Annotated in this window: 21 protein-coding genes; 15 read left to right on the top strand and 6 right to left on the bottom strand. The window is 58.5% G+C overall.

The window, feature by feature from the left end; translation table 11 throughout:
- The first annotated feature begins 398 nt into the window (after positions 1-398).
- From N7333_RS08075 to N7333_RS08135, 13 genes are all read left to right on the top strand, one after another.
- Positions 399-1,298 (top strand): LysR family transcriptional regulator, encoded by a 900-nt coding sequence (locus N7333_RS08075; protein WP_058171530.1) that lies wholly within the window; start codon positions 399-401, stop codon positions 1,296-1,298.
- Between the two features lie 479 nt (positions 1,299-1,777).
- Positions 1,778-1,987 (top strand): AlpA family transcriptional regulator, encoded by a 210-nt coding sequence (locus N7333_RS08080; protein WP_273253210.1) that lies wholly within the window; start codon positions 1,778-1,780, stop codon positions 1,985-1,987.
- A 30-nt stretch (positions 1,988-2,017) separates the two neighbouring features.
- Entirely contained in the window at positions 2,018-2,881 is an 864-nt protein-coding gene (locus N7333_RS08085) for a ParA family protein (protein ID WP_279858636.1), read from the top strand.
- The gene (locus tag N7333_RS08090; RefSeq protein ID WP_112209958.1) at positions 2,865-3,050 is read left to right on the top strand and encodes a type II toxin-antitoxin system HicA family toxin; all 186 of its coding nucleotides are present in this window, start codon (positions 2,865-2,867) and stop codon (positions 3,048-3,050) included. The genes N7333_RS08085 and N7333_RS08090 overlap by 17 nt, the downstream gene beginning before the upstream one ends.
- Before the next feature lie 10 nt (positions 3,051-3,060).
- A complete protein-coding gene (locus tag N7333_RS08095; protein WP_112209956.1) occupies positions 3,061-4,731 on the top strand; it encodes a ParB family protein in 1,671 nt (556 codons plus the stop codon).
- Between the two features lie 18 nt (positions 4,732-4,749).
- Entirely contained in the window at positions 4,750-5,310 is a 561-nt protein-coding gene (locus tag N7333_RS08100) for a DUF2857 domain-containing protein (protein WP_112209954.1), read from the top strand.
- A 4-nt stretch (positions 5,311-5,314) separates the two neighbouring features.
- Positions 5,315-6,463 carry an STY4528 family pathogenicity island replication protein gene (locus tag N7333_RS08105; protein WP_112209952.1) on the top strand — a complete coding sequence of 383 codons (1,149 nt, stop codon included), beginning with the start codon at positions 5,315-5,317 and terminating at the stop codon, positions 6,461-6,463.
- Between the two features lie 193 nt (positions 6,464-6,656).
- The gene (locus tag N7333_RS08110; RefSeq protein WP_112209949.1) at positions 6,657-7,457 is read left to right on the top strand and encodes a PFL_4669 family integrating conjugative element protein; all 801 of its coding nucleotides are present in this window, start codon (positions 6,657-6,659) and stop codon (positions 7,455-7,457) included.
- Positions 7,454-8,005, top strand: a complete 552-nt coding sequence (locus tag N7333_RS08115; RefSeq protein WP_058171506.1) for a DUF3158 family protein — start codon at positions 7,454-7,456, stop codon at positions 8,003-8,005. Before N7333_RS08110 ends, N7333_RS08115 begins: the two co-directional genes overlap by 4 nt.
- Positions 8,002-8,397 carry a single-stranded DNA-binding protein gene (locus N7333_RS08120; RefSeq protein ID WP_273253215.1) on the top strand — a complete coding sequence of 132 codons (396 nt, stop codon included), beginning with the start codon at positions 8,002-8,004 and terminating at the stop codon, positions 8,395-8,397. The genes N7333_RS08115 and N7333_RS08120 overlap by 4 nt, the downstream gene beginning before the upstream one ends.
- A gap of 240 nt (positions 8,398-8,637) precedes the next feature.
- Positions 8,638-10,656 carry a DNA topoisomerase III gene (locus tag N7333_RS08125; RefSeq protein ID WP_279858639.1) on the top strand — a complete coding sequence of 673 codons (2,019 nt, stop codon included), beginning with the start codon at positions 8,638-8,640 and terminating at the stop codon, positions 10,654-10,656.
- A gap of 806 nt (positions 10,657-11,462) precedes the next feature.
- Positions 11,463-11,711, top strand: a complete 249-nt coding sequence (locus N7333_RS08130; RefSeq protein ID WP_058171503.1) for a hypothetical protein — start codon at positions 11,463-11,465, stop codon at positions 11,709-11,711.
- Between the two features lie 23 nt (positions 11,712-11,734).
- On the top strand, positions 11,735-12,127 hold the full coding sequence (locus N7333_RS08135; protein ID WP_279858641.1) for a hypothetical protein: 393 nt from the start codon (positions 11,735-11,737) through the stop codon (positions 12,125-12,127).
- A 131-nt stretch (positions 12,128-12,258) separates the two neighbouring features.
- Here N7333_RS08135 and N7333_RS08140 read toward each other — a convergent pair whose 3' ends face one another.
- The 6 genes from N7333_RS08140 to N7333_RS08170 form a co-directional block, all read right to left on the bottom strand.
- Positions 12,259-13,377 (bottom strand): hypothetical protein, encoded by a 1,119-nt coding sequence (locus N7333_RS08140; RefSeq protein ID WP_279858643.1) that lies wholly within the window; start codon positions 13,375-13,377, stop codon positions 12,259-12,261.
- A 78-nt stretch (positions 13,378-13,455) separates the two neighbouring features.
- Positions 13,456-13,818, bottom strand: coding sequence for a histone-like nucleoid-structuring protein, MvaT/MvaU family (locus N7333_RS08145; protein ID WP_279858644.1), 363 nt, complete (start codon positions 13,816-13,818; stop codon positions 13,456-13,458).
- 646 nt (positions 13,819-14,464) lie between these two features.
- A complete protein-coding gene (locus N7333_RS08155) occupies positions 14,465-17,593 on the bottom strand; it encodes an SMC family ATPase (RefSeq protein WP_279858645.1) in 3,129 nt (1,042 codons plus the stop codon).
- Complete coding sequence (locus N7333_RS08160) at positions 17,574-18,122, bottom strand: ABC-three component system middle component 1 (RefSeq protein ID WP_279858646.1); 549 nt, start codon at positions 18,120-18,122, stop codon at positions 17,574-17,576. The genes N7333_RS08155 and N7333_RS08160 overlap by 20 nt, the downstream gene beginning before the upstream one ends.
- Entirely contained in the window at positions 18,106-19,419 is a 1,314-nt protein-coding gene (locus N7333_RS08165) for an ABC-three component system protein (protein ID WP_279858647.1), read from the bottom strand. Before N7333_RS08165 ends, N7333_RS08160 begins: the two co-directional genes overlap by 17 nt.
- Positions 19,397-20,452: an MBL fold metallo-hydrolase gene (locus N7333_RS08170; RefSeq protein ID WP_279858648.1), complete on the bottom strand. Its 1,056-nt coding sequence runs from the start codon at positions 20,450-20,452 to the stop codon at positions 19,397-19,399. The genes N7333_RS08165 and N7333_RS08170 overlap by 23 nt, the downstream gene beginning before the upstream one ends.
- A gap of 782 nt (positions 20,453-21,234) precedes the next feature.
- Between N7333_RS08170 and N7333_RS08175 the strand changes: the two genes are divergently transcribed.
- Together N7333_RS08175 and N7333_RS08180 are read left to right on the top strand one after the other, a co-directional pair.
- The gene (locus tag N7333_RS08175) at positions 21,235-22,119 is read left to right on the top strand and encodes a DUF3577 domain-containing protein (RefSeq protein WP_279858649.1); all 885 of its coding nucleotides are present in this window, start codon (positions 21,235-21,237) and stop codon (positions 22,117-22,119) included.
- Between the two features lie 184 nt (positions 22,120-22,303).
- Positions 22,304-23,131, top strand: a complete 828-nt coding sequence (locus tag N7333_RS08180; protein ID WP_279858651.1) for a DUF932 domain-containing protein — start codon at positions 22,304-22,306, stop codon at positions 23,129-23,131.
- Positions 23,132-23,193 lie beyond the last annotated feature (62 nt).

A 23,193-nucleotide genomic window follows, 5' to 3' on the forward strand; every position in this document is an offset into this window, starting at 1 on the left:
CTTTTCCGCAATCACTGCCTTGGCAGCGGACGCAATTATGGACTTGTTTGATGAGCCAGGCAACCCCTGCCCGCAATTTTTCTTTTGAGCCGGCTGGAGGCCGGTGACTCGCCTTGCTGCGTACCCTTCCCCGGCTCGATGGGGGCTGGGAACATATTCTTTCATTGGTGGTGCATCCCATTATCAAGTGGGGGTATTGTGCCATCAACCGCCCAACCTCTCGCGGCGGTAGAGCGTTCCGGCCGTCTGGCAGCACCAGCGATCCGGGATCACCAGGCGGGACTAAAGCCCACCAAGGAGCGTCAAAGAGGACTCTTCGAAGACGGAATCGCATGCGCCCCACTGAGGGATGCCTGCGGCCCGCCCAAGAGGAGCAGAGCAAGCACGGAGGCTATTGTATGCGGATACGTCACCTGCGCTATTTTCTGGTCGTCGCCGAAGAACTGAGCTTCTCGCGGGCTGCAGCCAGAGTTCATATCGAGCCCTCCCCCCTGTCGCGGGCCATCAAAGAGTTGGAGTCGGGGTTGGGGGTCAGCTTATTCCAACGCACGAAGGCAGGCATGCACCTGACCTGGGCTGGTGAAGTCTTCCGGGATGAAGCACGACGCATACTCAGCCTGGTGGAAGACGCGCAGAGTCGTGTCCGTGCGGCGGAGAAAGGCTACCGCGGCCGGCTGCGCATCGGCCTGTCAGACAGTCTTGCTCAGCCCTACCTGACCAAACTGTTGGCGCGCTGCCGAGAGGAAGAGCCCCTCACCGAGGTAAAAATCGTTGAAATGACCGTCAGCGAGATGGTCAAGGCATTGGTGCACGACCAGATCGATGCGGGCTTCACTGTCCATACCGAGCTTAGTGCAGGGTTCGTCAAGGAAGTCGTCTGGACCGATCGCCCCATCATTGCCATCCCGCGAAACCACCCTCTTCTCTCCTTGGAGAAAATCCCTCTCCAGGAGGTGGCTCGGCACACGCTGATTCTGTGCCATCCGGAGCTGTGCTCAGGGGGATACGACGTGATTCACCGCTGGTTCTACGAAGCGACCCTGCCGTTTCCATCGAATGCCGAGTATGTCTCCGGGCACGAACCCATGGTGATGTTGGTCGCAGCCGGCTACGGCATCGGCATTGGCCTGGCCTCGCAGATCACGCTGTACAATCACCCAGATGTGATCATCCGCCCTGTCACAGACGATGTACCGAGCACAGCGACGTTCATCACGCTACTCGATCAGCCACGCCCTGAGGCCCTCAGCCGATTCATCGACCGCGCCCGGCAAATTGGTGAGGTGACCATTGGCTGATGTGGGGGTCTCACAGACTCCGATCCGGCCCAGAGCTGACGCGTCAAGATCTTTTTTCCGTCGCTAGTCGGACCTTTAAGGTCGCCCCATCATGGAACCCGTGCCATTTCACGCGGTGCAGCGCAGCGGATGTCCGCCGAATCAGCCCCAGAAACAGATGACAGTCACGGGCATCGTCCACCAACTTTTTTGGTCACCTTAGTGACCCAGAAGTGCGGACTCACCGCCTCATCCTGTGCGCAGTAGAACGCTGTGCCTTTTCGATCTTGATTACCCTCGACGCCCTATCAATAGTGCCCGCCTTGCGGGTCGGCTGGACGGCGGATGCCAAAAAGCAGTGCGAAGTTAGAACGGCCAAAGGCCGTTCTTGTAAATCAGGTGGTCAGCACGATCCGATTGTTTGATGCGCCAACGGAGTGACGCCTTTCTACTGCATGTCACCCCTTACGAGTGCTACCAAGCATAAAGGAGTGACCACTATGTCCACTGAGCAAACCGCGATTACCGAGCATCGCATCCTGCGCCGCTCTGAAGTTGAAGCCAAGACCGGCTTCAAGCGTGCCCACATCTACAACCTGATGAAGGAAGGCAAGTTCCCCAGGGCCTTGCGCCTGGGGATTCGCGCCGTCGGTTGGGACTCCGTCGAAATCGACAGCTGGATCACCGAACGCCTCAAAGAGCGCGTTTGACACGGCTCCACCACGGACAGGGAGCGGGTCATGCACGTAATCGCCATAATTTCGACCAAAGGCGGGGTCGGCAAAACGACCGTTGCCGCCAACCTGGGCGGCTTTATCGCCGACGCCGGTCGGCGGGTCCTGCTGATCGACCTCGACGTCCAGCCGACGCTGTCGTCCTACTACGCACTCACCCTGCGCGCCGCCGGCGGTATCTACGAACTGCTGGCATTCAATGAGCAGTCGCTGCCGCAGTTGGTCTCCCAGACCTCCGTGCACAACCTGGACGTGGTGCTGTCCAACGACGAGCATCAACAGCTGGGCACCCTGTTGCTGCATGCCGCCGATGGGCGCTTGCGGCTGCGCAACCTGCTGCCGCTGTTCCGGCCGCTTTACGACCTGGTGCTGATCGATACGCAGGGCGCCCGCAGCGTCATGCTGGAGATGGCCCTGCTCGCCGCCGACCTGGCCGTCTCGCCGATCACCCCGGAAATTCTGGCGGCGCGGGAACTGCAGCGCGGCACACTGCAGCTTATCGATGCCATCGCCCCCTACCGCTATCTGGGCATCCAGCCGCCGCCCCTGCATTTGCTGCTCAATCGCGTGCCTGCCGTCTCGTCGAACGCCAAGTTGGTGCAGCAGACGCTGCGGCTGATCTTTCGTGAGCACAGCGAGGTCCGGATACTGGGCACCGAACTGCCCGCGATCGAAGCCTTCCCGCGTGCGGCAACCGCGGGCCAACCCGTGCACCGGGTCGAGTACCGACGCCCGAGCGGGCGCCAGGCAGCGGCGGCGCTGGAGATCATGCGCGCTCTGGCCAGTGAGCTGCTGCCCCAGTGGCAAGAGTCGTTTGCCAGCGTGACCAGTCGCGTCGGCAGGAGGCCGTCACATGTCGAGCACCTCTGAGCGCAGCCGTGAAGATCCGCGGTTCCTGGCGCTGATCGAATTCGCCTTGCGTGAAGGCTGGCACGTCCGCCGGACGCCTGTAGGACAGCTAAAGCTCGTGAAGCCAGGCCTGCCGCCGATCTTCACGCGCTCACCGGTGAGCGACGACCAGGCAAGCCAGAGCACGTAGGGAGGCCGTCATGGCGACTGTCACGCCTGAGGAAATGGCTGGCAAATTGCTGGCCGAGGGGTTTTCCCGCTCCGGCCCTGCCGCACAGGTGTTGAGCGACCCGCTGACCGACACGCCGATGGTAGTCACGCTCGATGACCTGCGCCCCTATGAGCTTGATCCACGCTTGACGCGCAATCCGCTCTACGACGAAATCAAAACCTCCATCCGTGAGCGGGGCTTGGATGCCCCGCCACCGATTACCCGACGCCCGGGTGCCGAGCACTTCATCATTCGTAACGGCGGCAACACCCGTCTGGCGATCCTGCGCGAGCTGTGGTCGGAGACCAAGGATGAACGCTTCTTCCGCATTCCCTGCCTGTTCCGGCCGTGGCCGGAGCGCGGCGAGATCGTCGCCCTAACCGGGCACTTGGCGGAGAACGAGCTGCACGGCAGCCTGACGTTCATCGAGCGGGCGCTCGGCGTTGAGAAAGCCCGCGGGCTCTACGAGCTGGAAAGCGGCAAGGCGCTGTCGCAGTCGGAGCTGGCCAGACGCCTCAGCACAGACGGCTATCCCATCCAGCAGTCGCACATCAGCCGCATGCAAGACACCGTACGCTACCTGCTGCCCAGCATTCCCAACGTGCTGTACAACGGCTTGGGCCGGCATCAAGTCGAACGCTTGGCAGTGTTGCGCAAAGCCTGCGAGCTCACCTGGGAAAAATATGCGTGCGGCAAGGCGTTGTCCGTCGATTTCGAGACGCTGTTCCACGACGTCCTCGCCCCCTTCGATGTTCAGCCCGACAGCTTTGCCGTTGGCCGCGTCCAAGACGAACTGATCGGCCAGATGTCAGAGCTGCTCGATATCGACTACAACGTGCTGGAGCTGGATGTCGACAGTACCGAGCATCGTCAGCGTGCGGTAACCAGTCCTCCCCAGCTGCCGGTTGAAACCGCAACCGTCGTTCACCCTGGACGTGCAACCACTCCATCGCCGGATGTATCTCAGAGCAGGGATGCTGCCGCAGGTATTTCTGGAGTTGCACCGAACAAAAACACCGATTCACCAACACCGTCAGTACAGAAACCTGTACCAGGCGCTTCTCCCAGTGACCATGATCCCGACGCGCGCCTGCAGGGCCATATTGTCTCCCCCGTCGACAACACCCAGCGTCTGCAAGGCATCCAACACCTGCTCGCCGAGCACACCGGCGAGCCGCTGCCGGAGTTCGCGGACAGGGTGCTGCAGGCCATTCCGGTGCAAGCCGGCGGGCTGTTCCCGATCAGCGACGTCTGGTACATCGAGCCGGGACTGGATGCGCCCGATCGCCTGCGCATCCACATCGCTCAACTCGCCCAGGAAATCGCCGCGCAAGCTGAGCTGCTCGACTGCATCGAGGCGATCGAGACCGGCATAGGCTTCACCTGCAGTGCATCCCAGGCGGACATGTTGCCACCGGCCTTCGGTCAGGTCGTGTTGGCGTTGTTACGCACCTTGAGTCAGCCCCACACCATGGCCCCCGATCAGGACGATCGGCACCTAGAGGGCCACCTGGGGGCACTGTTGTTGGGAGGCGGTGGCAGCGACGCAGTCGCCCTTCCCCGTCTCAGCGATAACGGCTTGGTCAAGTTGTTCCGTCTGGTCCGGCTGGCACGCCGGCTATTGGATCTGGAGGCCAATCCAGATGAGGCCACCCACTGAAACAGGCCGGAGGGAACCATGTCGGCACCTCATCCGCTTAATCAAGCCGTGGTTGCACAGGCGCTGCACGACCTGCGCAACGGCCAACTGCGCCGCTGCCAGTCGATGGGTTTCAGCGAGCGGGAACTGGACGTACTCAAGCAACCAGCGCTGGTGAGCCTGCTGGCCAATGCCCAGGTGCCCTGGTGCTCCGTGACGGTCAATACGGCCGTCCTCTGGCGCCTGGTCAGCCAGATGCACGACATCGAGCAGGAGATCGCCACGATCGATCGCATGCTGCGCCTGGGGGCCAGCACCGAGATGGTCAGCAAGTTCTATGGGCTGACCCATCAGGAGGTCGCCCTGCGCCGCGACATCATTTGCCTGCCCAAGCGCCGGGGGCGGCATCCGGTGCTGAGTGAAGAACAGGAGATGGCCCTGTGGAAACAGTGGAAGGCCGGCATCACCGAGCGCGGCATCGCGCTGGATGACGACAGCACGATGCTGGAGCTGACGATGGATCTGGCCGAAACCCACGCCTTGCCCATGTCGGTGATCTGGGCGGCCATCGCAAGCTGGATCGACCAAGGCCTGGTGTAGGGCCATGGTCACGCAGGCAGGCCCCGCCGCGCTTTCAACGCTGCTCGATGACGCCCTGCGGCAGTTGCCGCCCAACCGGGAGCCCGCGCCCGCCAGCGATGGATTCCTCTACAGCGGCAATCGCCATGAAAGCGTGCCCCGCGCGCTGTTTCTCGACACGCGGCTGACGCCACTGGAGCGCAATGCCTGGCAAATCATCCGGCTCATGCTCAACGTCGATGGCGTGACGGCGTTCCCCACCTACGACCAGCTGCGTCCCTACCTGGCCTCGACGCCCTGCGCGCAGCAGGCGTCGTACGAAACCGTGGCGCGGGCGCTGACCCTGCTGCGCCTGACACGCTGGCTGAGCCTCGTGCGCCGCCGGCGCGATCCCAAGACCGGGCGCATCAAGGGCAATCTATACGTCTTGCACGACGAGCCCCTCACCCCTTTCGAAGCCATGCAGCTCGACCCCGAGTATCTGGGACTGGTGAGCCAAGCGCTCGAGCATGCCAGCAAGGCGGTGCAGCGGGTGGGCTACCGCACCCTCCAGGACATCAGCGAAGACCCATTGCTCAGTGGCCGCGTGTTGCCGACGCGGCTGCAGGTGCTGGTGCAGCGTATGGGCCAAGGCGGCGTCAGTCCTCGGGAAAGTTATCCACAGGCGAAGTCCCTCCACGAATCCGAAGAGGGTGAAAACGTCCTTCTTCGGAATGGCGAGCCGCCGTCTTCGGATTCCGAAGCAGGCACGAAAGCCAGCCAAACCGCCTCTCTTCGGAATCCGAAGCGGGACCGTACTAGTACTCGTATAGATAAATCCGTACGTACGGTATCGCGTGTGCGAGAACACTCGCATCTGCGTCTGCCTGAGCGCTTTCTGGCGCTACGCGAGGAGCAGCAGGCCGGCGCGTTGGTGGCCCTGCAGCAAGTGCAGGCTGAACAGCGACAAGCCGTGCTCGATGAATGGGCCGCGCGCTGTCGCAGCAACGAGGTGCGCAAACCGGCCGGCTACCTGTTCGGCATCATCCAGGCGGCCATTCGCGGGGAGTTCAACGCCTGGGCCGGACAGGACAAGCACCAGGCCGACGATCCGCTGCCCGCACCCCGAACGGCAAACCCCGAGGTGGTGCATACGCACCTCGCCCAGCTGCATGCCTTGTTGCACCCCAAGTGACGGTCAAGTAACCGTCCCTGGCTCTCTCTAGAACTATCCCCTGGGGATAGTTGCAACACACGGCCTTCTGGAAGCGAGCCACGCCCTGCCCTTCGCCAGCAAAGCCGGCAGACCTCGGCTGCGCTTTGTTGACTGACCGCCTTCCGTGCGCTGGCCAAGCTGGCGACTCGTTCCCCCTACGCGAGTCGTCCCCATGGCCACCGACACCTCCTTGCAACTGAATCTCGGATCACTGCGCAGTGCCATGTCGCTGACGCTGCACACCCATCACGCCTCGCGCATCTGGCACGGCCGCGCGGCCAGCGAGGGCAAACCCGGCATCGTCGGCTTGAACGGTTTCATCGCCATCGCCAACAAGATCAAGCGCGGCGCCGAGCAGGACGACCCCTACTCGGACTGGTGGATGCTGAGGCTCGAGGAAAAGCTGACGCAGACCAAGGACAACCTGCAGGCCTTGCGCGAGCAGGTCGATCAGGCCCTGGCCGACGTGCCGCCAGCCTTGTCGCTGGGCGAGAACATGAACGTGCAGCCGGTGAAGCTGCCGCTGTTCGTCAACGCGCAACTCGGCTTCCTCGCGGTGTACCTGCTGGCCGACTACGACGACCTGGCGCGCAAGCTGATCCTTGCCCACCACACCGCGCTGATCGATCGCAGCACGCTTGAGCGCTGGCTCAACGAAGGAGCGCACGCCCTGCGCAGCCTGTTCTCGCTAGCGCAGCAGTACCGCTACTCGGGCTGCACCCGGGATGACTTCGCGGCCAAGAATGCCGCAGCCAGGGCGGCCATCGAGAAACTCGGGGAACTGCCGCAGGAGGTGCTCGAAGGCACGCTGCGCTCGCGCTATGCCCCGCCGATCATCCGGCGCTCGGCGCTGGCCGCCTCGGCACCGCAGGATGTCGCGGATGCCGCGGATGCCAGTGACGACAATGCCCTGCCTGATAGCGCGGATATCACCTTGGCCGCCGCCGGCGATAACGCGGAGGCCTCCGCATGACCTCGACGCCGAGCACTGCGGCAGCCCGCCGCTTTTACCCCCTAGAACAGGCTGACTTCCTCAAACTGGAACAGGCCGCCTCTCTAAAAGGCCTTTTACAGCCTTTTAAAGGTAAGGGGGCACTTACCCAGTGGGCCAGCCAGTGCCACAGGCTGCGCGATGAGCTGATCGAACTGGCGCAGCGACGCGTCCTGGCACAGGCGAATGCCTACCCCTTCCGCCTGCTGCCGGTGGAGCTGGCCCAGCAGACCACGGGCGCCGGCACGACCTTTCTGCGCTGGCGCAAGCCGGATCGCTCGGCCATGGGCGTGGCGCTGTGGCAGGCACTGATCGCCAGCGCCACCACGCCCGATACCCTGCTCGATGACCTCTACGCCATGGAGGTCCAGCGCATCGTGCTGAACATGCAGATCAGCCTCTTGCACACGCTGGGCCGGCAGGCTCGCGAGTGCGCCAGCAAGCTGGCCCAGGCCGAATCGCTTTACCTGCAGCGCGTCCCCGGAGGCGCTGCATCCATCCGCACCACCTGTTCCAAGGAGTCACTATGAGCACGCACTTTGTTGGCGAAGGCAACATCGGTTCTGCGCCGGAGTTCAGGGAATTCCCCAGCGGCAACGACGAGCCCAGGCGGCTGTTGCGCCTGAACGTGTATTTCGACAATCCGGTCCCGACCAAGGAGGGCTATGACGATCGCGGTGGCTACTGGGCCCCCGTGGAGCTGTGGCACCGCGACGCCGAGCACTGGAAAACCCTGTACCAGAAAGGCATGCGCGTCCTGGTGGAGGGGCGCACCGTACGCGATGAGTGGGCGGACGCGGACGAGAACGAGCGCGTGACCTTCAAGATCGAGGCGCGGCGTGTCGGCATCCTGCCTTACCGGATCGATGCCGTAACCCTGAGCCCGAAATCGGCCGGAGAGCCCGCCCAGCCAGCCGAGTAATACCGCAAAAGACGTCCATGGAGCTATCCCCGGGGGATAGTTCCATGGAGTTCCACTGAGGTCCGCCGCCGCCGTGAACGAAGCTGCAGGTGATTGCACGCCGCCGGCTCTGTTCACATCCCCTGAAAGGACACCTCCCCCGCACAACTGGGGCGCTGCCGCTGCCGGGTTATATGCTGCCGCCGAGATCGCGGATGGCCATGCTGAGGGTCACTCGATGACCATCCCCACGGAGCCTGTATGCGCCTGTTCCTCTGCGAGAAGCCATCCCAGGGCAAGGACATCGCCCGTGTACTGGGGGCTGGCCAGCGCGGTAGCGGCTGCTACAGCGGAGCGGGCATCGTGGTGACCTGGTGCATTGGTCATCTGATCGAAGCGGCGCCACCGGAAGCCTATGGCGAGCAGTACAAACGCTGGTCGCTTGAGCAGCTGCCGATCATTCCCGAGCGCTGGCGGGTCGAGCCGAAAGCGGCAACCGCTGCGCAATTGAAGATCGTCAAACAGCTGGTCAGCCAGGCCAGCGAGCTGGTGATCGCCACCGACGCCGACCGCGAAGGTGAGATGATCGCCCGCGAGATCATCGAGCTGTGCGGCTATCGCGGGCCCATCCAACGGCTGTGGCTGTCGGCGCTCAACGACGCGAGCATTCGCAAGGCGCTGGGCGCGTTGAGGCCGTCGAGCGAGACGCTGCCGCTGTACGCTGCGGCGCTCGCGCGCTCCCGCGCGGACTGGCTGGTCGGCATGAACCTGAGCCGCCTGTTCACCCTGCTGGGGCGTCAGGCCGGCTACGATGGCGTACTCTCGGTCGGCCGGGTGCAGACGCCGACGCTGGCCCTGGTGGTCACGCGCGACCGTGAGATCGCAGGCTTTGTCTCGGTGCCGTTCTGGAGTATCGAGGTCAGGCTATCGACAGGCGGGCAACGCTTCCTTGCCAGTTGGGTCGCCCCTGACGACTGCAGCGACGATGCAGGGCGCTGCCTGCGGCAGGCGGTGGCCCAACACGCCGCCGATCACCTGGGCGCAGCCGGCAGCGCTCAGGTGGTCTCAGTCGCAACGGAGCGCGTGCGTGAGGCGCCCCCGCTGCCCTTCGACCTGGGCACGCTGCAGGAGGTGTGCTCGCGGCAACTTGCCCTGGACGTGCAGGAGACCCTGGACATTGCCCAGTCGCTGTACGAGACGCACAAGGCGACCACCTATCCGCGTTCGGATTCGGGTTACCTGCCCAAGAGCATGTTCGCCGAGGTGCCGGCCGTACTCGCCGCCGTGCTCGCCACCGATCCCAGCCTGCGCCCACTGTTGGAGCAGCTCGACCGTACTCAGCGCTCACGCGCCTGGAACGACAGCAAGGTGTCGGCCCACCACGGCATCATCCCGACGCTGGAGCCGGCCAACCTGGCGGCCATGAGCGACAAGGAGCTGGCGGTCTACAAACTGATCCGCGCGCACTACCTCGCGCAGTTTCTGCCGCATCACGAGTTCGATCGCACCACGGCGCAGTTGCGCTGCGGCGGCCAGACCCTACAGGCCGTTGGCAAGCAGGTGATCGTCCCCGGCTGGCACCAGGTGCTAACCGCTCCGGAGGCGGACAACACGGACGGCGAAGCGACCCCGCGCAGCCAGGTGTTGCCGGCGCTGCACGAAGGGCTGCACTGCCAGGTCGACCACGTCGATCTGAAAGCCCTCAAGACCCAACCGCCAAAACCTTACACCCAAGGCGATCTGATCAAGGCCATGAAAGGCGTCGCCAAGCTGGTCAACGACCCGCGTCTGAAGCAGAAGCTGAAAGAGACCACCGGCATCGGCACCGAGGCCACCCGTGCCAGCATCATCAAAGGCCTGCTCGAGCGCGGTTACCTGCTCAAGAAAGGTCGCGCCGTGTGGGCCTCCGATGCGGCGTGCACGCTGGTCGATGCGGTGCCCGCGGCCATCACCGATCCCGGTACGACCGCCATCTGGGAGCAGGCCCTGGACATGATCGAAGCCGGTGAGATGACGCTGGAAACCTTCGTCGCCAAGCAATCCACGTGGATCACCCAACTGGTGCAGCAGTACCGCGCGGCCACCCTGGCCATCAAACTCCCTGAGGGCCCCGCCTGCCCGCTGTGCGGCAGCGCCACCCGCCAACGCACCGGCAAGAGCGGACCGTTCTGGTCCTGCTGCCGCTATCCCGATTGCAAAGGCGCCCTGCCCATCGAGAATGGCCGGCAGGCCGGTGCCAAGCGCAGACTCTCACGCAAGCCGCGGCAGATGCCGAAATAGCTCGCCGACCCCGCCCCCATCGTATCGACCACGGTCGATACGCACACCTCGCGCCCCGCGAGGAACCCAGCACGCCTTCTCCTTCTGCAACGCGTGCCCGTCACCCGCATCGCTGGGTCGACGGGAAGGCTGACTCATCCTCCGTCCGTAATGCACGAACAGCTTGATCTGCTGCGTGTCGCGATGAAGGGTCCCCTGGTGCCTTGCCCTGATAGCAGGACGAGGCTCCAGGAGACCCTTCGGGTCGAATGGTATTCAGTGCCGGCGCCCACCGGCGAAACAACGGGTTCCTTTTGTGCGCGGATGCGTGCCAAAGGATGTCGGCCCCAGCCACGACACGGGTCGAGTGCAATCGCTGCGTAGCAGATGGCTTTGACGACGGCCACGCCCTACCTCAGCGCACAGGTGGTGTCTTGCTCGATAGCCGAAGGCCCAGGCCTTCGGTGCCTTTTCTCCTGCCTGCCCAGTGCGCCGACGCATCGTCGCCGAGCCAGCGACTCAATTGGCCGCCCCCTCAGCTCAACTGACAACGAGGGCTTTCCCTGCAGCACAAACGCGAGTGCTCCGGCCGCTCGCAAAACCTGGAGGCCACCAGTTTCCCATTTCCCGCTGACTCACCTCCCCTCGCCGCTCGAAGCTGCTCCCATGCGTCGTCGACCTCGGTCGACACCATGCCCGCAGCATGGGGCCTCGGCTGCACCGCGGAATCTTCCGCGCCGCCCCAACCCGTCCGCTCCGCACCGCCTTGCGGACGAACGCCGGCCAGGCGTCGGTGCCTCGCTCCATCTCTGTCAGGAGGTTCTTCCATGTCCTTTAACCCTCCCGCGTCGCCCAGTCCCACCCAGGCCCAAGCCGAACCCATCGGCTACCTGGCCCTGACCTACGTGAGTCAACGCCTGCCCTTGCAGGTACGCCAAAGCGCCGCCGGCTACTTTATCGGCACTGCCGACCACAACGGCCCGGTCTCGCGCGAGTCCGTCGAGTACTTCCGCTCATACGAAGCTGCAGAGCGGGCCCTGAGCACAGGGCACTGGCAGCAGCGCCTCCATCCCTGAACCCTACCCATCGGGAGACCATCATGAATCAGTCTTTACCCCCAGACGTCCTTGATCAGATCGCGCGGGAAATGCTGCATTTCGACAAGGCCCCTGCGGCATTTCTGCAGGCATGGAAACGCGGTGTCCAAATCGCCGGTGCCGAGTGGTTCGGCGATGGCACTCGTGCCGGGCTGCAGCAGGCCACGAGCAAATGGGAACTGCGGCCGAATGTGCAGCGACTCAATGAGGCCCTGGGCGTGTTGAGCAGCGGCCAACGGCTGTTCCTTGCCGCGATGGTCAGCTTTTACAACGCCAGTGAAGGCGGCGCGATGCTCAAACGCTGCCAGTTCGAGGGGCTTGCCGATCTTGGCGGTCTCGATTTGGAACGCCGCAAGGTCATCGCCGAGCTGGTACTCCACTATGACGGCTGGTGAGCCTTCGGCGTTCAGCCTCACCTTTCCCAGCCCACGAGGGACATGCGCCCCTCGGGGCATTGTCCCTCCGCCTTTTTCGACAGGAGCGGCACCATGAACAGCCCGATCAGGCCTTTGACTCGTGATCTGGTTCAGTCCCTCGTGAATGGGGCGGGCTGAACCAACAGGGTTGGTGCTAGACGCAGCGAGCGCTCTGGCTTGGCTGAGCAGCGCATGCGTAGGTGGATGGTGGTTGCGACATCAGCCGGCACCAGGATACGGGACATTGTGCTGGTCTCGCAGGCACAGTACAGGCAGAACTGAGCGCCCGGCGGGCTCAGCAGGCAGCACGCCGAGCATTCGACGGCCTGCCCGCCCCACTCTTGGGCCGCGCGAAGAATCTGGTCCACAATGAGATCCTCGCGCCGCTGGCGAGCGCTCCGGCCATCCTTGGCAGGTATGTCAGCGTCACGCTGGGCCGCGGCAGCCGCCAACTGAACCTCCCTGTGCGCCGCGAGCGCGTTAGCATGTGTGGTGACCTTGGCCTCCTGTTCTACTCGGCGCGCGTCCTCGATCGCCTGCAGGCGACCCCGTTCTTGCTCCCACTGGCCGTTGTATGCGACGACATCAGCCGCCAGATCCTTGGCAGCGCGCTGTGCCAACATTTCCCCGCGCAGAGAACGAATCCAGGACTTGGTGCTTGGATCGGACAGAACCGCTCGCTCGAATGTTGCCGGGTCGTTGATCTGCTCAAGGCTGAGACCACTGAGGTCTATTTCTATCGAGGAAGCGACGATGTGAGCGAGGCGCTGGTATCGCTCATGCTCAGCCCGTGGCGATACCTTGATTCGCACGATCAGTTGGCGCCCACCTGCGGTAATAACCGCGTGCGCCACTACCTCACCGAGATCCACGAACCGCTCCACCGTGTCGGCGGTGATGGCCGCCGGCTGAAAGGTGACGTCGCGCAGCAGGGTGTGCCCAGAGGTGGTCGTTGCGCTGATTTGGCGGGAGAAGGCTGGGAGCGTCAGACGCTGCTGGGCGACAATCAGGGCGACCGCCGCGCGGCGCACCCCGTCCTTGTACCCGCGAACGCAGTCTTCGGCCTGGGCATGCCGAAAATGGGGGATGACTTTCTGGCCCCGGTTAGCGGCGTTCAACGGCTTCCGGCACCCCGGACAGACGCAGTCGCACGCAAGCCCGTTCGCAACCTCGAAGGCCCGCAACAGAACGCCATCGCACTCACCGAAGGGGATCTTGGCTTCTCGCATACTCCTCACCTATTGGTGCGGTAACCTCACAAAGAAAAGCCAGGCAATGCCTGGCTTTTCTTCTCTAAGGATTCAGCCTTATTGCAGCCACCCGTCTACTGTCTGAGCTCCGTACTGCTCTTTCCAGGCCTTCAGCACTTTGTGGTTGCCGCCTTTGGTCTCAACAACCTCACCGGTATCTGGGTTCTTATAGACCTTGACCTGTCGCTCGCGGCGCTGGCCACGCACAGCCGGAGCTGGGGTAGAAGTACGATTTGCTTGCGGATCCAGAACAGCAATGATGCCACGCAGGTTTACACCGTAATCCTCCATCAAAGCGCGAAGCTTTTGCTCGAACTCGATTTCGCGCTTCAGCTCGCCATCATTCTTCAGAGCATCGAGCTGCTTGAGTTGAGCGGCGAGCTGGGCTTCAAGGGCTTTGAATTCTGCGAGTTTGGACATTAGATAGGCCTTATTAATGAAAAAGCATCCACAGCAGTATACTTGTGATTTTCGCCCCCTGCCAAGACTACTTTAAGAACGAGCTAGATATCGGCGCGTGTTGTTAAGTCGAATATCGAGGAGCTTTCGTTTGCCCGCTCTCGGCCAGGAGCAGACAGTCAGCCCAATAAATATTTCCCCTTTGGGCTGCATGGAGCGCTTACGCCGAATCGACCTTGGTAGTACGGTGTGCTGGAGTCGCTTCCACATAAATAATCACGCCATGTTCAATGTCGATCAGGTAATTTGTGGAGTAGGCAAAGTAAGCCGGGCCGCCTGGCGCTGCTGTCCTCCCGGTGACTGTCCCATCATGCTGCCCCCGCGCTCGCTCACAGAGCAATTCCGTCAACAGTATGGGGGCGCAGCTACTTTTTTAACAGAATGGGCCAGAAGCGGTTCTTCGTAATGTCGGTGCAAAGCTAAATCTTTTTGAGGTCTGCCATTCGCACCCGGCTTAATTTATATTGACAAACATTTTTTGATGTATTTCAAATTAATGGACAGACAGGCTAAATATTAGCCCACGCATAATGCCAGTAAATCGAAATACTAGGTCCATTTAATTTTTGATCACAGAGGAGCCGATTTTTCCCTCCGTGGCAAGGTGCTAATTGAGGAGTGGCTCTACTGGCGCAACCACGCCAAATTTCTCCAACTGTAAAAATTTTGCCCCAAAAATTTCGGCCGGAATCTTACGTTGTAGAAGCCTGAAAAAGTTCTCGTCATGCGTAGATATGATAACTTGCTTGTTGAACTGAAGGCAGATACTACGCAGCAGATCAATGGTAGAGAGTATGTTGATAGAGTCCATCGATTGAATAGGGTCATCGATCATAATTACGTCAATGGGCTTGCCCTCATCGTCTGTGGCATGAAGCGCGCTTGCCAAAAAAACACTTAGACTGAGAATGTTTGACTGAGCAGCGCTGAAGTAAAGGATTGGGGAAATCAATACCCCTTCTTCATCACTAACGACAATGTTCAGTCCGGGGTTGTCAGAGTCAAAGTCAGACTTGAATTCTACTTTTTTAAAGGATGGATGCGGATCAATCTTCTTGTAGATGACATTTATAAGATCTTCATAGAAGAAATTATTAATCAATGTTTTCAGCTGCTCGACCACAGCAGACCGCTCAGCTGCCAAGAGCGTATCAACCTGGATTCGTTGATCCAGTTTCACTTCAAGCTCGGTTAACTCACTCTGGAGAGCAAGGCGTTTGATATAGGGCTTGAAGGACGACATCAGTTCCAGCAGTAGCTTGAAACTGTTCGCGGTTTTCTCAAGGTTATCGGTGCGTAAGCGACGGATCTGGAGCTCACTGCTGATGAGTGCTTTGATCTGCTCTAAATCATCGTCTATGCGAAGAACAATAAGAGCAGCGAGACTTTCATAAAACGCGTTAATAGCAGACTGAGCACGAGCAAGCTCTAGATCAAGTGCTTCTTTCTGAGACCTAAGATCGGTAAAACTTAGCCACGTCCCATCGGAAATCATCTTTTGATGGAGTGCGTTGCACTGAGTCGTCAGCTCGTCAGTTATGGTCTTGGCGTTAGCAAGTTGAGATTCGAGCTTGCTCTTTTCAAGCTGGCAATGCGCACTTAAATGGACTGAGCTGATACCGTTATTGATGAGGTAATTGGATACAAGCAAATACGACGCTTGAGACTTTATGTCATTAGATTCCGTTCTCAGTGCTTGCAGATCCGAATCCACCTGTGAAACTATCCGATTGAGTTGAACGATCTCTTCAGTCAATTCAGTTTGGCGACTTAGCAAGCCGGAGCTTTTGAATGAAAGCTGAGCGATCTCCCCCTGAGCGCGGGTTAAGAGTTCATCCTGCGCAAGACTCCACACAATCTTGTCGAGCTCGCTAATTCTATCCTCTAATGCACGTTTTTCCACCTCCAAATCAGACTTTTCACGAGTAACTTGAACGAGTCTGTTATTCAACTCTGTTGATTTCACTCGGAGATCGGCCAATTGCCGTACGTGCGCTTCCTCCGCAACTTGCATGATAGATTGCACCTCTTCCAGCAGCTGCTTACGACGTGCTTCAGACTGTGTTAGCAGATCGGCGTTTTCCTGACTAAGCCGCGACAATAAAGTCTGGGCTTTAACCTTCTCCCTGAGTTGGTTCGCGTCTTCGTGAGGTGCGCTGCACAGCGGGCAAACATGAGACGGCCATGCGCTGAGGTACTCAAGGCCAGCAGAAATTAAACGTTCATGAACTCCCATCTGGTCTGCTAAAGCCGTTTGAGTGGCATGTACAGCCTTGTCGTGAGCATCGATGGATTTCAATTCACTAAAACATCTAGTCAAGCGCTCAATCTTTTCTTGGTCTAGATATTTAGTACCTTCAGCTCCAGACAAGACAAAGTCAACAGTGACCTTGAATCCAGACTCCCGATTCAAGTTAACAATAATCTCATCAGATTTCGATTTATCCAGGCGGATCGCTAACTCTTTCTCAGCAATCTGCTGAGCAATAACTTCGACTCGCGCACGCTGGCTCACTAACTCCGCATAAATCGGGCCTGAATTATTAATGGAGTTTCTTAAAAATGCAGTCCGATCATCAACAGCTGTGAGTTCCTGTTTTGAGTCATCCAAGGCTTTCGCAAGCCCTGACAGCTGAGCACTATGACTCGTACGGCTGTCCTCGAGCGCTTTTTGCTTCTGGGTGATTTCCTGGAGGCGTGATTCAAATTGCAGGTATGCCCCGGAGTGATTACTCACATCAACAATACTTGCAACGCGCTGACTAGCTTCTTGGAGATCACTTGCACTCTTTGCTTGACTGCTCAGAAGCTCTTGATAATTTTCAGAATCCTTGACGCCTTGGGAAAGCCGCGCGAAGTTAATTTTTTGATCTAATATAAGTTTGCTATGTAACTCTATTTCAGGGATTTTTGCCAACCTATCGACGAGGGTATCAATAGCCCGAATATTAGCCTCCTGCTCAACGCTTAACTCATGCTGTCTGGAGATAAGGCTTGCATTCAGTGCATGTTCCGTTTGAGCGGAAAAATTCTCATCAGCAAGCAAGATGTTCTCACCAGCAGCGTTCAGCTGTGACGCCAGAGTATTGAAACTCTCAAAGATGGATGAATCAACAGGCTGATTCAGCTCGGAGATCATCGCCTCACGCTGGCTGTCGAGGGCCTGCAGCTCGACCTTGTTGTCAACGATAAGCGCTGTCAACTCCTTGCGGGCCTTTTCAGTCTCCCCGCCGAAGCTGTCCATGAACTTCGTATAGCGTTCTTTCGGCTTCGATTCCCGCAGAAACCTATCGATCTCATCTTGGCTCAGAATGACACGTCGAAAATACTCATTCTCACGCTCCTTATCTCCAAAGCGCAAATCTCGTCCATTTGAGCGGATGTTGCCTAATTGTCGTGCAAAAGGATCAGGTCGTGTAGTCGACACGACTACCCGAGTTTTAATTTCTTTGTCGACGTATTTGTTCCGAAGGATTTCCTGACCCTTATTAACATCCTTAGTCACGCGGGCGGCATTTTCAAAATTGGCCCTATTGTAGTCTCCACCTAAGCGCTCCAAATGGTTCGTAACAGCCCACTCGACCGCATCATAAAATGAGCTCTTACCAAAGCCATTGGGTGCGAATATCGCAACAAAATTAGCAGGGACATCTGCAGCATTCGTGAAATCAAAAGTCCCTTCTGATTTAATTTTATAAGCGCGAAACGCTTCAATCTCAACCTTCTTGATTTTCATTTTTATTTAGAAATTCCATGATGCTATTTATCATTGATGCGCGCTTTTCTTTGGATTCAGCCTTTTGATCCAATGGAGCGCCTCGTACAAACTCTTCCAAAGACAACAACGCTTTTCGGGGCTCATTGACGCGCGAATCCAGTGTCAAGTCAGAGCCTAAAAGATGCTCTTCCAGATATACACCGACTTGCTCGTGCATGGGCAAGCTGGGAAGCCCATCAATAATTATTTTGCGAGCAGTGTATTTATTATTTTCGATTTGATACTTATCCCAAATCGGCACTCGGTCGTTAGTCATAAAGGCTATATACACGTTCCATGAAGCTAGGTTTCCTAGAGGCTGGTGATGGACCGAAACGAGATTTTGGATCACCCGCCAATTGGCTACTATGTCCGATGCCTGGCTGCATAGGCATGCGATGCAAGAAATATATGATAGTGAATCATCTGACCGATACATGAGAAACTCAATGTCTTCAAATTCACTATTGAGGAACTCAAAATCGTAGTCTCTAAGTAATAATTTCATTCAGCTTATCCCTGAACATCTGCAACTGGTCCCTGCCTGGAGCCAAGCCTCGGTAGTCAAACTCGTTATCAATGACACAGCTTCTACGCAGCCCTTCTAGATGAGTCAGCCTATAGCTGGTACAGATTGAGCTCTCAACCTCATCAATGGAGAACGGGCCTTGGCTCGGGACAGTAGCAATATTGTTAATCACGTTCTTAAGCAGAAAATCCGGTGGGAGAGGCTTTGCTGCTGCATCAGGCGAGGCGACCACAAGGGTGCCGTTTATGTCGAGTAGTCTGCGTGCTATTCTAAGAATCTCATCCAAACGGCCTATCCAGTTCGAGCTATCGCTGGTGTACAGGAGACGACGCTTCTTTTCAATCCCTGTGATATAGTCATTGTCGGCAACTCCTGCACCATCCATGAGCGCAGAAATCACAATAAACTCTAAATAGGCAATCCATAACTCACGTGCCTCCAGCTCACTGGGGGATCGGTCATCCATTAGAAGCTGGGCGTCATACTGATTCCTTATTTCATAAGGAGGCGGCATTCCGCTCGCGATTAGGGATTCTGCGAAATCATTCAAAGCCGCTTTTAAATACTGGACGTTATTGGGATCAATAACATTGAAGGCGAAAATCATATCTCGAATTTCTGAGAAGCATTCCATGTACGCCGGTATCATTGGTGCGCTTGAATGCATGGCGATAAGCTGGTTGTACCTTACGAGACTGTAACAGTCCACGCGACCAAACTGTTGATCCAATCGACTGGCCTCCATTTCGAATTCCACGCCGACGAGGTAAGGGCAACCGTTATTTACATGATACACCCCGCCACCAGACATGCCCTGGATTACGTCCTTACCTGGAATACCTGTTAATGCCAGTGTTATGAGTTCATCAACTACGCTGGCTGAGTGGCCACTCCAATGTTTAATGGGCGTTGAACTTGTCCTTTCGGTTTCTGGTAGGCCCACTAAGGTAAGATTGGCCTCATGTGGCAAGTGTGAGGCGATCCAAGTTTTTTGCGACAGCCCTGGCTGATGAGTGATTTTCAATATGGCGCAATCTAAGGGTTCCTTCTCACCTACCTTTGGAAAGACCAACACATCCAACACTTCAATCGCATTCCCATTATGGTCTTTCACCGTATTGAGGGCTGCTTCTGCGACAACGGCGTGCCCGGCCGTGAGTACATAGGAATACTCCTGCGTCATAGCGCTCACCAGAACACCACTGCCGTCATTTACCATTACGCAGTATGACTGCATAATCTCCGAAGCTGTCTTATTGGTACTTAATGTCATCATTGAGTGCTTCTAAACGGGAGGAATACTCCTTGACCTCATTAGCCAATAGCAGTGAGGCGATCACGTGATCATAGTTGAAAAGCACCTTGCCCTGTGTGGACTTAATTATTCTGGCAATTGTCCTTTTGTTTGGGAGGCCGTGCTTTGAACCATCAGTGGAAACTATATAAATTGGAGCATCTAGCATCTGCAATAACTCACTACTGGTATTGTATTGACTTCCGTGATGCGACAACTTGACCAGATCCAACTTAAGCTTATTGGTTTCGCTACATCCCAATTCCCGCAAGCTTTTAGACACCACATCATCGTGAGCATCACCCAGGAAAAGCATGCGCTTATCATCAGCTTCGAGTATGAATGCAATTGAGCTCCCATTGTAGATGGAGGCATCTGACTGAAACTTATCATCTTGCCAGATATCTTCAAGCGACAACTTATAGTCATTGCTATGGGCTGAGGTTTTACCTGAGTCAACTTCCGCAGGCCATACATGCAGAAGCTTTTCAAGCTGCTCCCCCCCAGGAGATAGTATCTTGAGCTTGAAAGGCCCGGCCTCATGGATCTGTCCTGCCATTATAAGCGGAGCACGAACGCAGCCAATCTTATCGAGCAGTTCTTCCAAGTCTTTTCCTTGACTTACCGTTGTTTGGGGGGAGTTATCAAGTAGTTTAATGTTATTCTCGGGTATTTCGGGCGCATCAAAGTGACGAGTAATCAATCGGGATGAATTAAACCAGATAGATTTGACCATTTGGCCTAAATAACCTGGCTTTTCAAATGCCTTGATCAGGCCATGGATATGATCGTCATCAATGTGTGTGAGGATCGCTAGATCGATTTGCTGCCGCTTGGCCTTCAAGTCATCGAGGGTTGCGCATAGCGCTCCAGCGTAGAGCTGTCGCGGCCCATACCTGAAGGTTGTGGAGGTTCCACCGTCTATCAGGAGATTGAAGACACCGTTAGGCCCATCGTGGCTGACGAGAATGCAGTCTCCATGCTTCGCTTTGAGGACGCGGACGGTGATAGACATCAGAACTCCCTGTCGCTGCCTGACCATGCCAGACAGTCAGAATGCCAGTAGCATAGGTCGTACGCGGAAAACCTCCAAGGGAACCGTTGAAACCATTTCTTGGCGTCTGGTAACCGATAGAATCCCCCCTAGGAAAAGGTGACAGATTTATTTTTCGGAGAGCGCGCTTTGTGCGTTTGATCGTTCCCACGCTCCCCGTGTGAACGCCGCTCTCGACGCTCTAGCGTCCACCTGCAAACAGTGGCGTCCAGAGCGGTGACGCAGAGCGTCACATGCTTGCTCCCACGCGGGCACGTGGGAGCCATTGGGGAAAAGGGACAGATTTATTTATTGGGAGACTGACCGCTTCTGGCCGGTTGTTGCCTACCGCGACCGATAGCTGTGGTTCGACTTCGGCCTGTCACGACCGGCAGCTTGTAACGATGGCCAACTGGCTGAAAGAACACAAGCAACATACCCCACCAACCCTCTCCTACTGCGACGGCTGACTAATACGGTCGCCGGCAGTTGCCAATTCCCCATGGCCAAGGGGGTCGCGTAGCACCAACCTCCCCCTCATGTTCCGCTGACGCCGTCAGCGACATGCCAGGCAGCTTCGGTCTTCAGGCTGCCCGCGGTTCCTCCGTGTGACCGAGCCCGTTCGCAGCGCATCCCTCGCGCGAACGACTACCGGCTTGTCGGTAGTGGATGCAGATCTTCCTCAACCCACCGCGGGGTTACGCACCTCCCCGCTCTGGGTCGGTGTGTCTCCGTGCTTTTGTTCCCAAGTCAGGAGATTCACCATGACCAGCACTACCTCCAACCCGAAGTCGTACTTCGACATCCATACCTCGGGTATCGGCTACATCCAGCGCGTGCGCGAAGTACAGGTAAAGGGTGGCCGCAAAGCCACCTCATTCCTCGCATGCACAGTAGCGGCGCTCGTTGGGCCGGCACAAAACCCGACCCGGCGCTACTTCGACGTCCGGGTTTCCGGTGCTGAAGCCAAGCAACTCGTCCAGCCCTACATCGGTATCGATGATCCCCAGCAGCGGCCGCTGGTGCACTTTCGTCTCGGCGACCTGTGGATCGATCCATTCCGTCGTCCCTCGGGGGATCCGGCGGCCAGCATAAAGGCCCGGCTGCTCAAGGCCGAGCTGCTGGAGCGCAGCGCTCTGGACGAAATCGAGTATCACGAGCTGCTGACCCGCGGCATCGGCTATTTGAACAGTCCCAGGATGATCCCGAACGGCGGTGATCCATTTCTGTCGTGCTCCATCGCAGCCCTGGCCGGCCCGGTCGACGACCCCGAGTATCGCTATATCGAGACCACCGTCGCCGACGACAGCGCCCAGCACCTGGTGCAGCGCTGCATCCAGGCCGTTGAAGCGAAGAAGAAGGTGCTACTGGCCTTCACGCTCAACGACATGAAGGCCGAGGCCTACGTCCGCAGCAAAGGCGAGCACGCCGGTGAAGTGGGCGGCAGCCTGAAGTCGAAGCTGATGCGCATCGGCCTGATCAAGGTCGATGGTGTGCAGGTCTACCCGCTGGAGTCCGCAGCGACCGCATCCGAAGACGCCCCCGCGTCCGACGAGACGGTTCGCGCCGAGGACGAAAGCGGTGTTCCACAACCCACCGTCGCCACTCCGGCCCCTGTCGAGGAGTCCGCGCAGGTGGCTTCGTTCTGACTAGCAGGGCCTGCTTCTGGCCCTGCCCCTTCCTCTCCCCCATGCCCCGGCACCTCGGTGTCGGCGGCATACGCACCACCTCCCATCATCGCCTCCCCCTTCGGAGCTTTCTTCATCCCATGCAATCAGCGCGTCGGCCTTCGGGCCGCGCATGCGATTGCCGCCATTCTCAAGGAGAACGACCATGCAACTCGCCTCTCGTTTTGCTCCTCGCTCGCCGATTCTGCGCGCCGATCATCCGCTGTCCGATGAGCAGATTCGCGCCGTGGCACCGTCGATCTTTGCCGATACCCCGCATGAGAGCCGGTCGGAGCGCTACAGCTACATCCCCACCGCGTCGGTACTCGCCGAGCTGCGCGAAGAAGGTTTCCAGCCGTTCATGGTGTGCCAGACCCGCGTGCGCCACGAGGACCGCCGCGAATTCACCAAACACATGATCCGCCTTCGCCACGCCAGCCAGATCAACGGCAACGAAGCGAATGAAATCATCCTCCTCAACTCGCACGACGGCACCAGCAGCTACCAGATGCTCGCCGGCATGTTCAGGTTCGTCTGCCACAACGGCTTGGTCTGCGGTAACACCGTCGCTGATGTCCGTGTGCATCACAAAGGCAATGTCGCCGAGCAGGTGATCGAAGGTGCCTACGAGGTCCTGCATGGCTTCGAGCAGGTGCAGGCGTCGCGCGATGCGATGCGTCTGATCACCCTGGACGAAGGCGAGCAGGAGGTCTTGGCCCGCTCAGCACTGGCGCTCAAGTACGACACGCCCAACCAGGTGGTGCCGATCACCGAGGCGCAGGTGCTGATGCCCCGACGCGTCGATGACCGCGGCAGCGACCTGTGGTCCACCTTCAATCGCATTCAGGAGAACCTCGTCAAAGGCGGTTTGAATGGACGCAACGCCCGTGGCCGTCGCCAGAGTACCCGGCCGGTCCAAGGCATCGATCAGAACGTGCGGCTCAACCGCGCACTGTGGATGCTCGCCGAAGGCATGCAACAGCTGAAGGCCTGAGGCCAAGCGGACTACGCCCCTGGGCGTGGTCCGCTGTTCCGCTCACTCAATGGATGCCTAGC

It is taken from the genome of Pseudomonas sp. GD04158, from assembly GCF_029834875.1.
GTDB classification, from domain to species: Bacteria; Pseudomonadota; Gammaproteobacteria; order Pseudomonadales; family Pseudomonadaceae; genus Aquipseudomonas; species Aquipseudomonas hydrolytica.

Bases quoted from the DNA above. Each gene is read 5' to 3' on its own strand.
- N7333_RS08120 (WP_273253215.1), top strand. From the start codon at position 8,002: ATGAGCACGCACTTTGTTGGCGAAGGCAACATCGGTTCTGCGCCGGAG.
- N7333_RS08130 (WP_058171503.1), top strand. From the start codon at position 11,463: ATGTCCTTTAACCCTCCCGCGTCGCCCAGTCCCACCCAGGCCCAAGCC.
- N7333_RS08160 (WP_279858646.1), bottom strand. From the start codon at position 18,122: ATGAAATTATTACTTAGAGACTACGATTTTGAGTTCCTCAATAGTGAA.
- N7333_RS08170 (WP_279858648.1), bottom strand. From the start codon at position 20,452: ATGTCTATCACCGTCCGCGTCCTCAAAGCGAAGCATGGAGACTGCATT.
- N7333_RS08175 (WP_279858649.1), top strand. From the start codon at position 21,235: ATGACCAGCACTACCTCCAACCCGAAGTCGTACTTCGACATCCATACC.
- N7333_RS08140 (WP_279858643.1), bottom strand. From the start codon at position 13,377: ATGCGAGAAGCCAAGATCCCCTTCGGTGAGTGCGATGGCGTTCTGTTG.
- N7333_RS08165 (WP_279858647.1), bottom strand. From the start codon at position 19,419: ATGATGACATTAAGTACCAATAAGACAGCTTCGGAGATTATGCAGTCA.
- N7333_RS08105 (WP_112209952.1), top strand. From the start codon at position 5,315: ATGGTCACGCAGGCAGGCCCCGCCGCGCTTTCAACGCTGCTCGATGAC.
- N7333_RS08075 (WP_058171530.1), top strand. From the start codon at position 399: ATGCGGATACGTCACCTGCGCTATTTTCTGGTCGTCGCCGAAGAACTG.
- N7333_RS08085 (WP_279858636.1), top strand. From the start codon at position 2,018: ATGCACGTAATCGCCATAATTTCGACCAAAGGCGGGGTCGGCAAAACG.
- N7333_RS08115 (WP_058171506.1), top strand. From the start codon at position 7,454: ATGACCTCGACGCCGAGCACTGCGGCAGCCCGCCGCTTTTACCCCCTA.
- N7333_RS08135 (WP_279858641.1), top strand. From the start codon at position 11,735: ATGAATCAGTCTTTACCCCCAGACGTCCTTGATCAGATCGCGCGGGAA.
- N7333_RS08100 (WP_112209954.1), top strand. From the start codon at position 4,750: ATGTCGGCACCTCATCCGCTTAATCAAGCCGTGGTTGCACAGGCGCTG.
- N7333_RS08145 (WP_279858644.1), bottom strand. From the start codon at position 13,818: ATGTCCAAACTCGCAGAATTCAAAGCCCTTGAAGCCCAGCTCGCCGCT.
- N7333_RS08090 (WP_112209958.1), top strand. From the start codon at position 2,865: ATGTCGAGCACCTCTGAGCGCAGCCGTGAAGATCCGCGGTTCCTGGCG.
- N7333_RS08110 (WP_112209949.1), top strand. From the start codon at position 6,657: ATGGCCACCGACACCTCCTTGCAACTGAATCTCGGATCACTGCGCAGT.
- N7333_RS08180 (WP_279858651.1), top strand. From the start codon at position 22,304: ATGCAACTCGCCTCTCGTTTTGCTCCTCGCTCGCCGATTCTGCGCGCC.
- N7333_RS08125 (WP_279858639.1), top strand. From the start codon at position 8,638: ATGCGCCTGTTCCTCTGCGAGAAGCCATCCCAGGGCAAGGACATCGCC.
- N7333_RS08095 (WP_112209956.1), top strand. From the start codon at position 3,061: ATGGCGACTGTCACGCCTGAGGAAATGGCTGGCAAATTGCTGGCCGAG.
- N7333_RS08080 (WP_273253210.1), top strand. From the start codon at position 1,778: ATGTCCACTGAGCAAACCGCGATTACCGAGCATCGCATCCTGCGCCGC.
- N7333_RS08155 (WP_279858645.1), bottom strand. From the start codon at position 17,593: ATGAAAATCAAGAAGGTTGAGATTGAAGCGTTTCGCGCTTATAAAATT.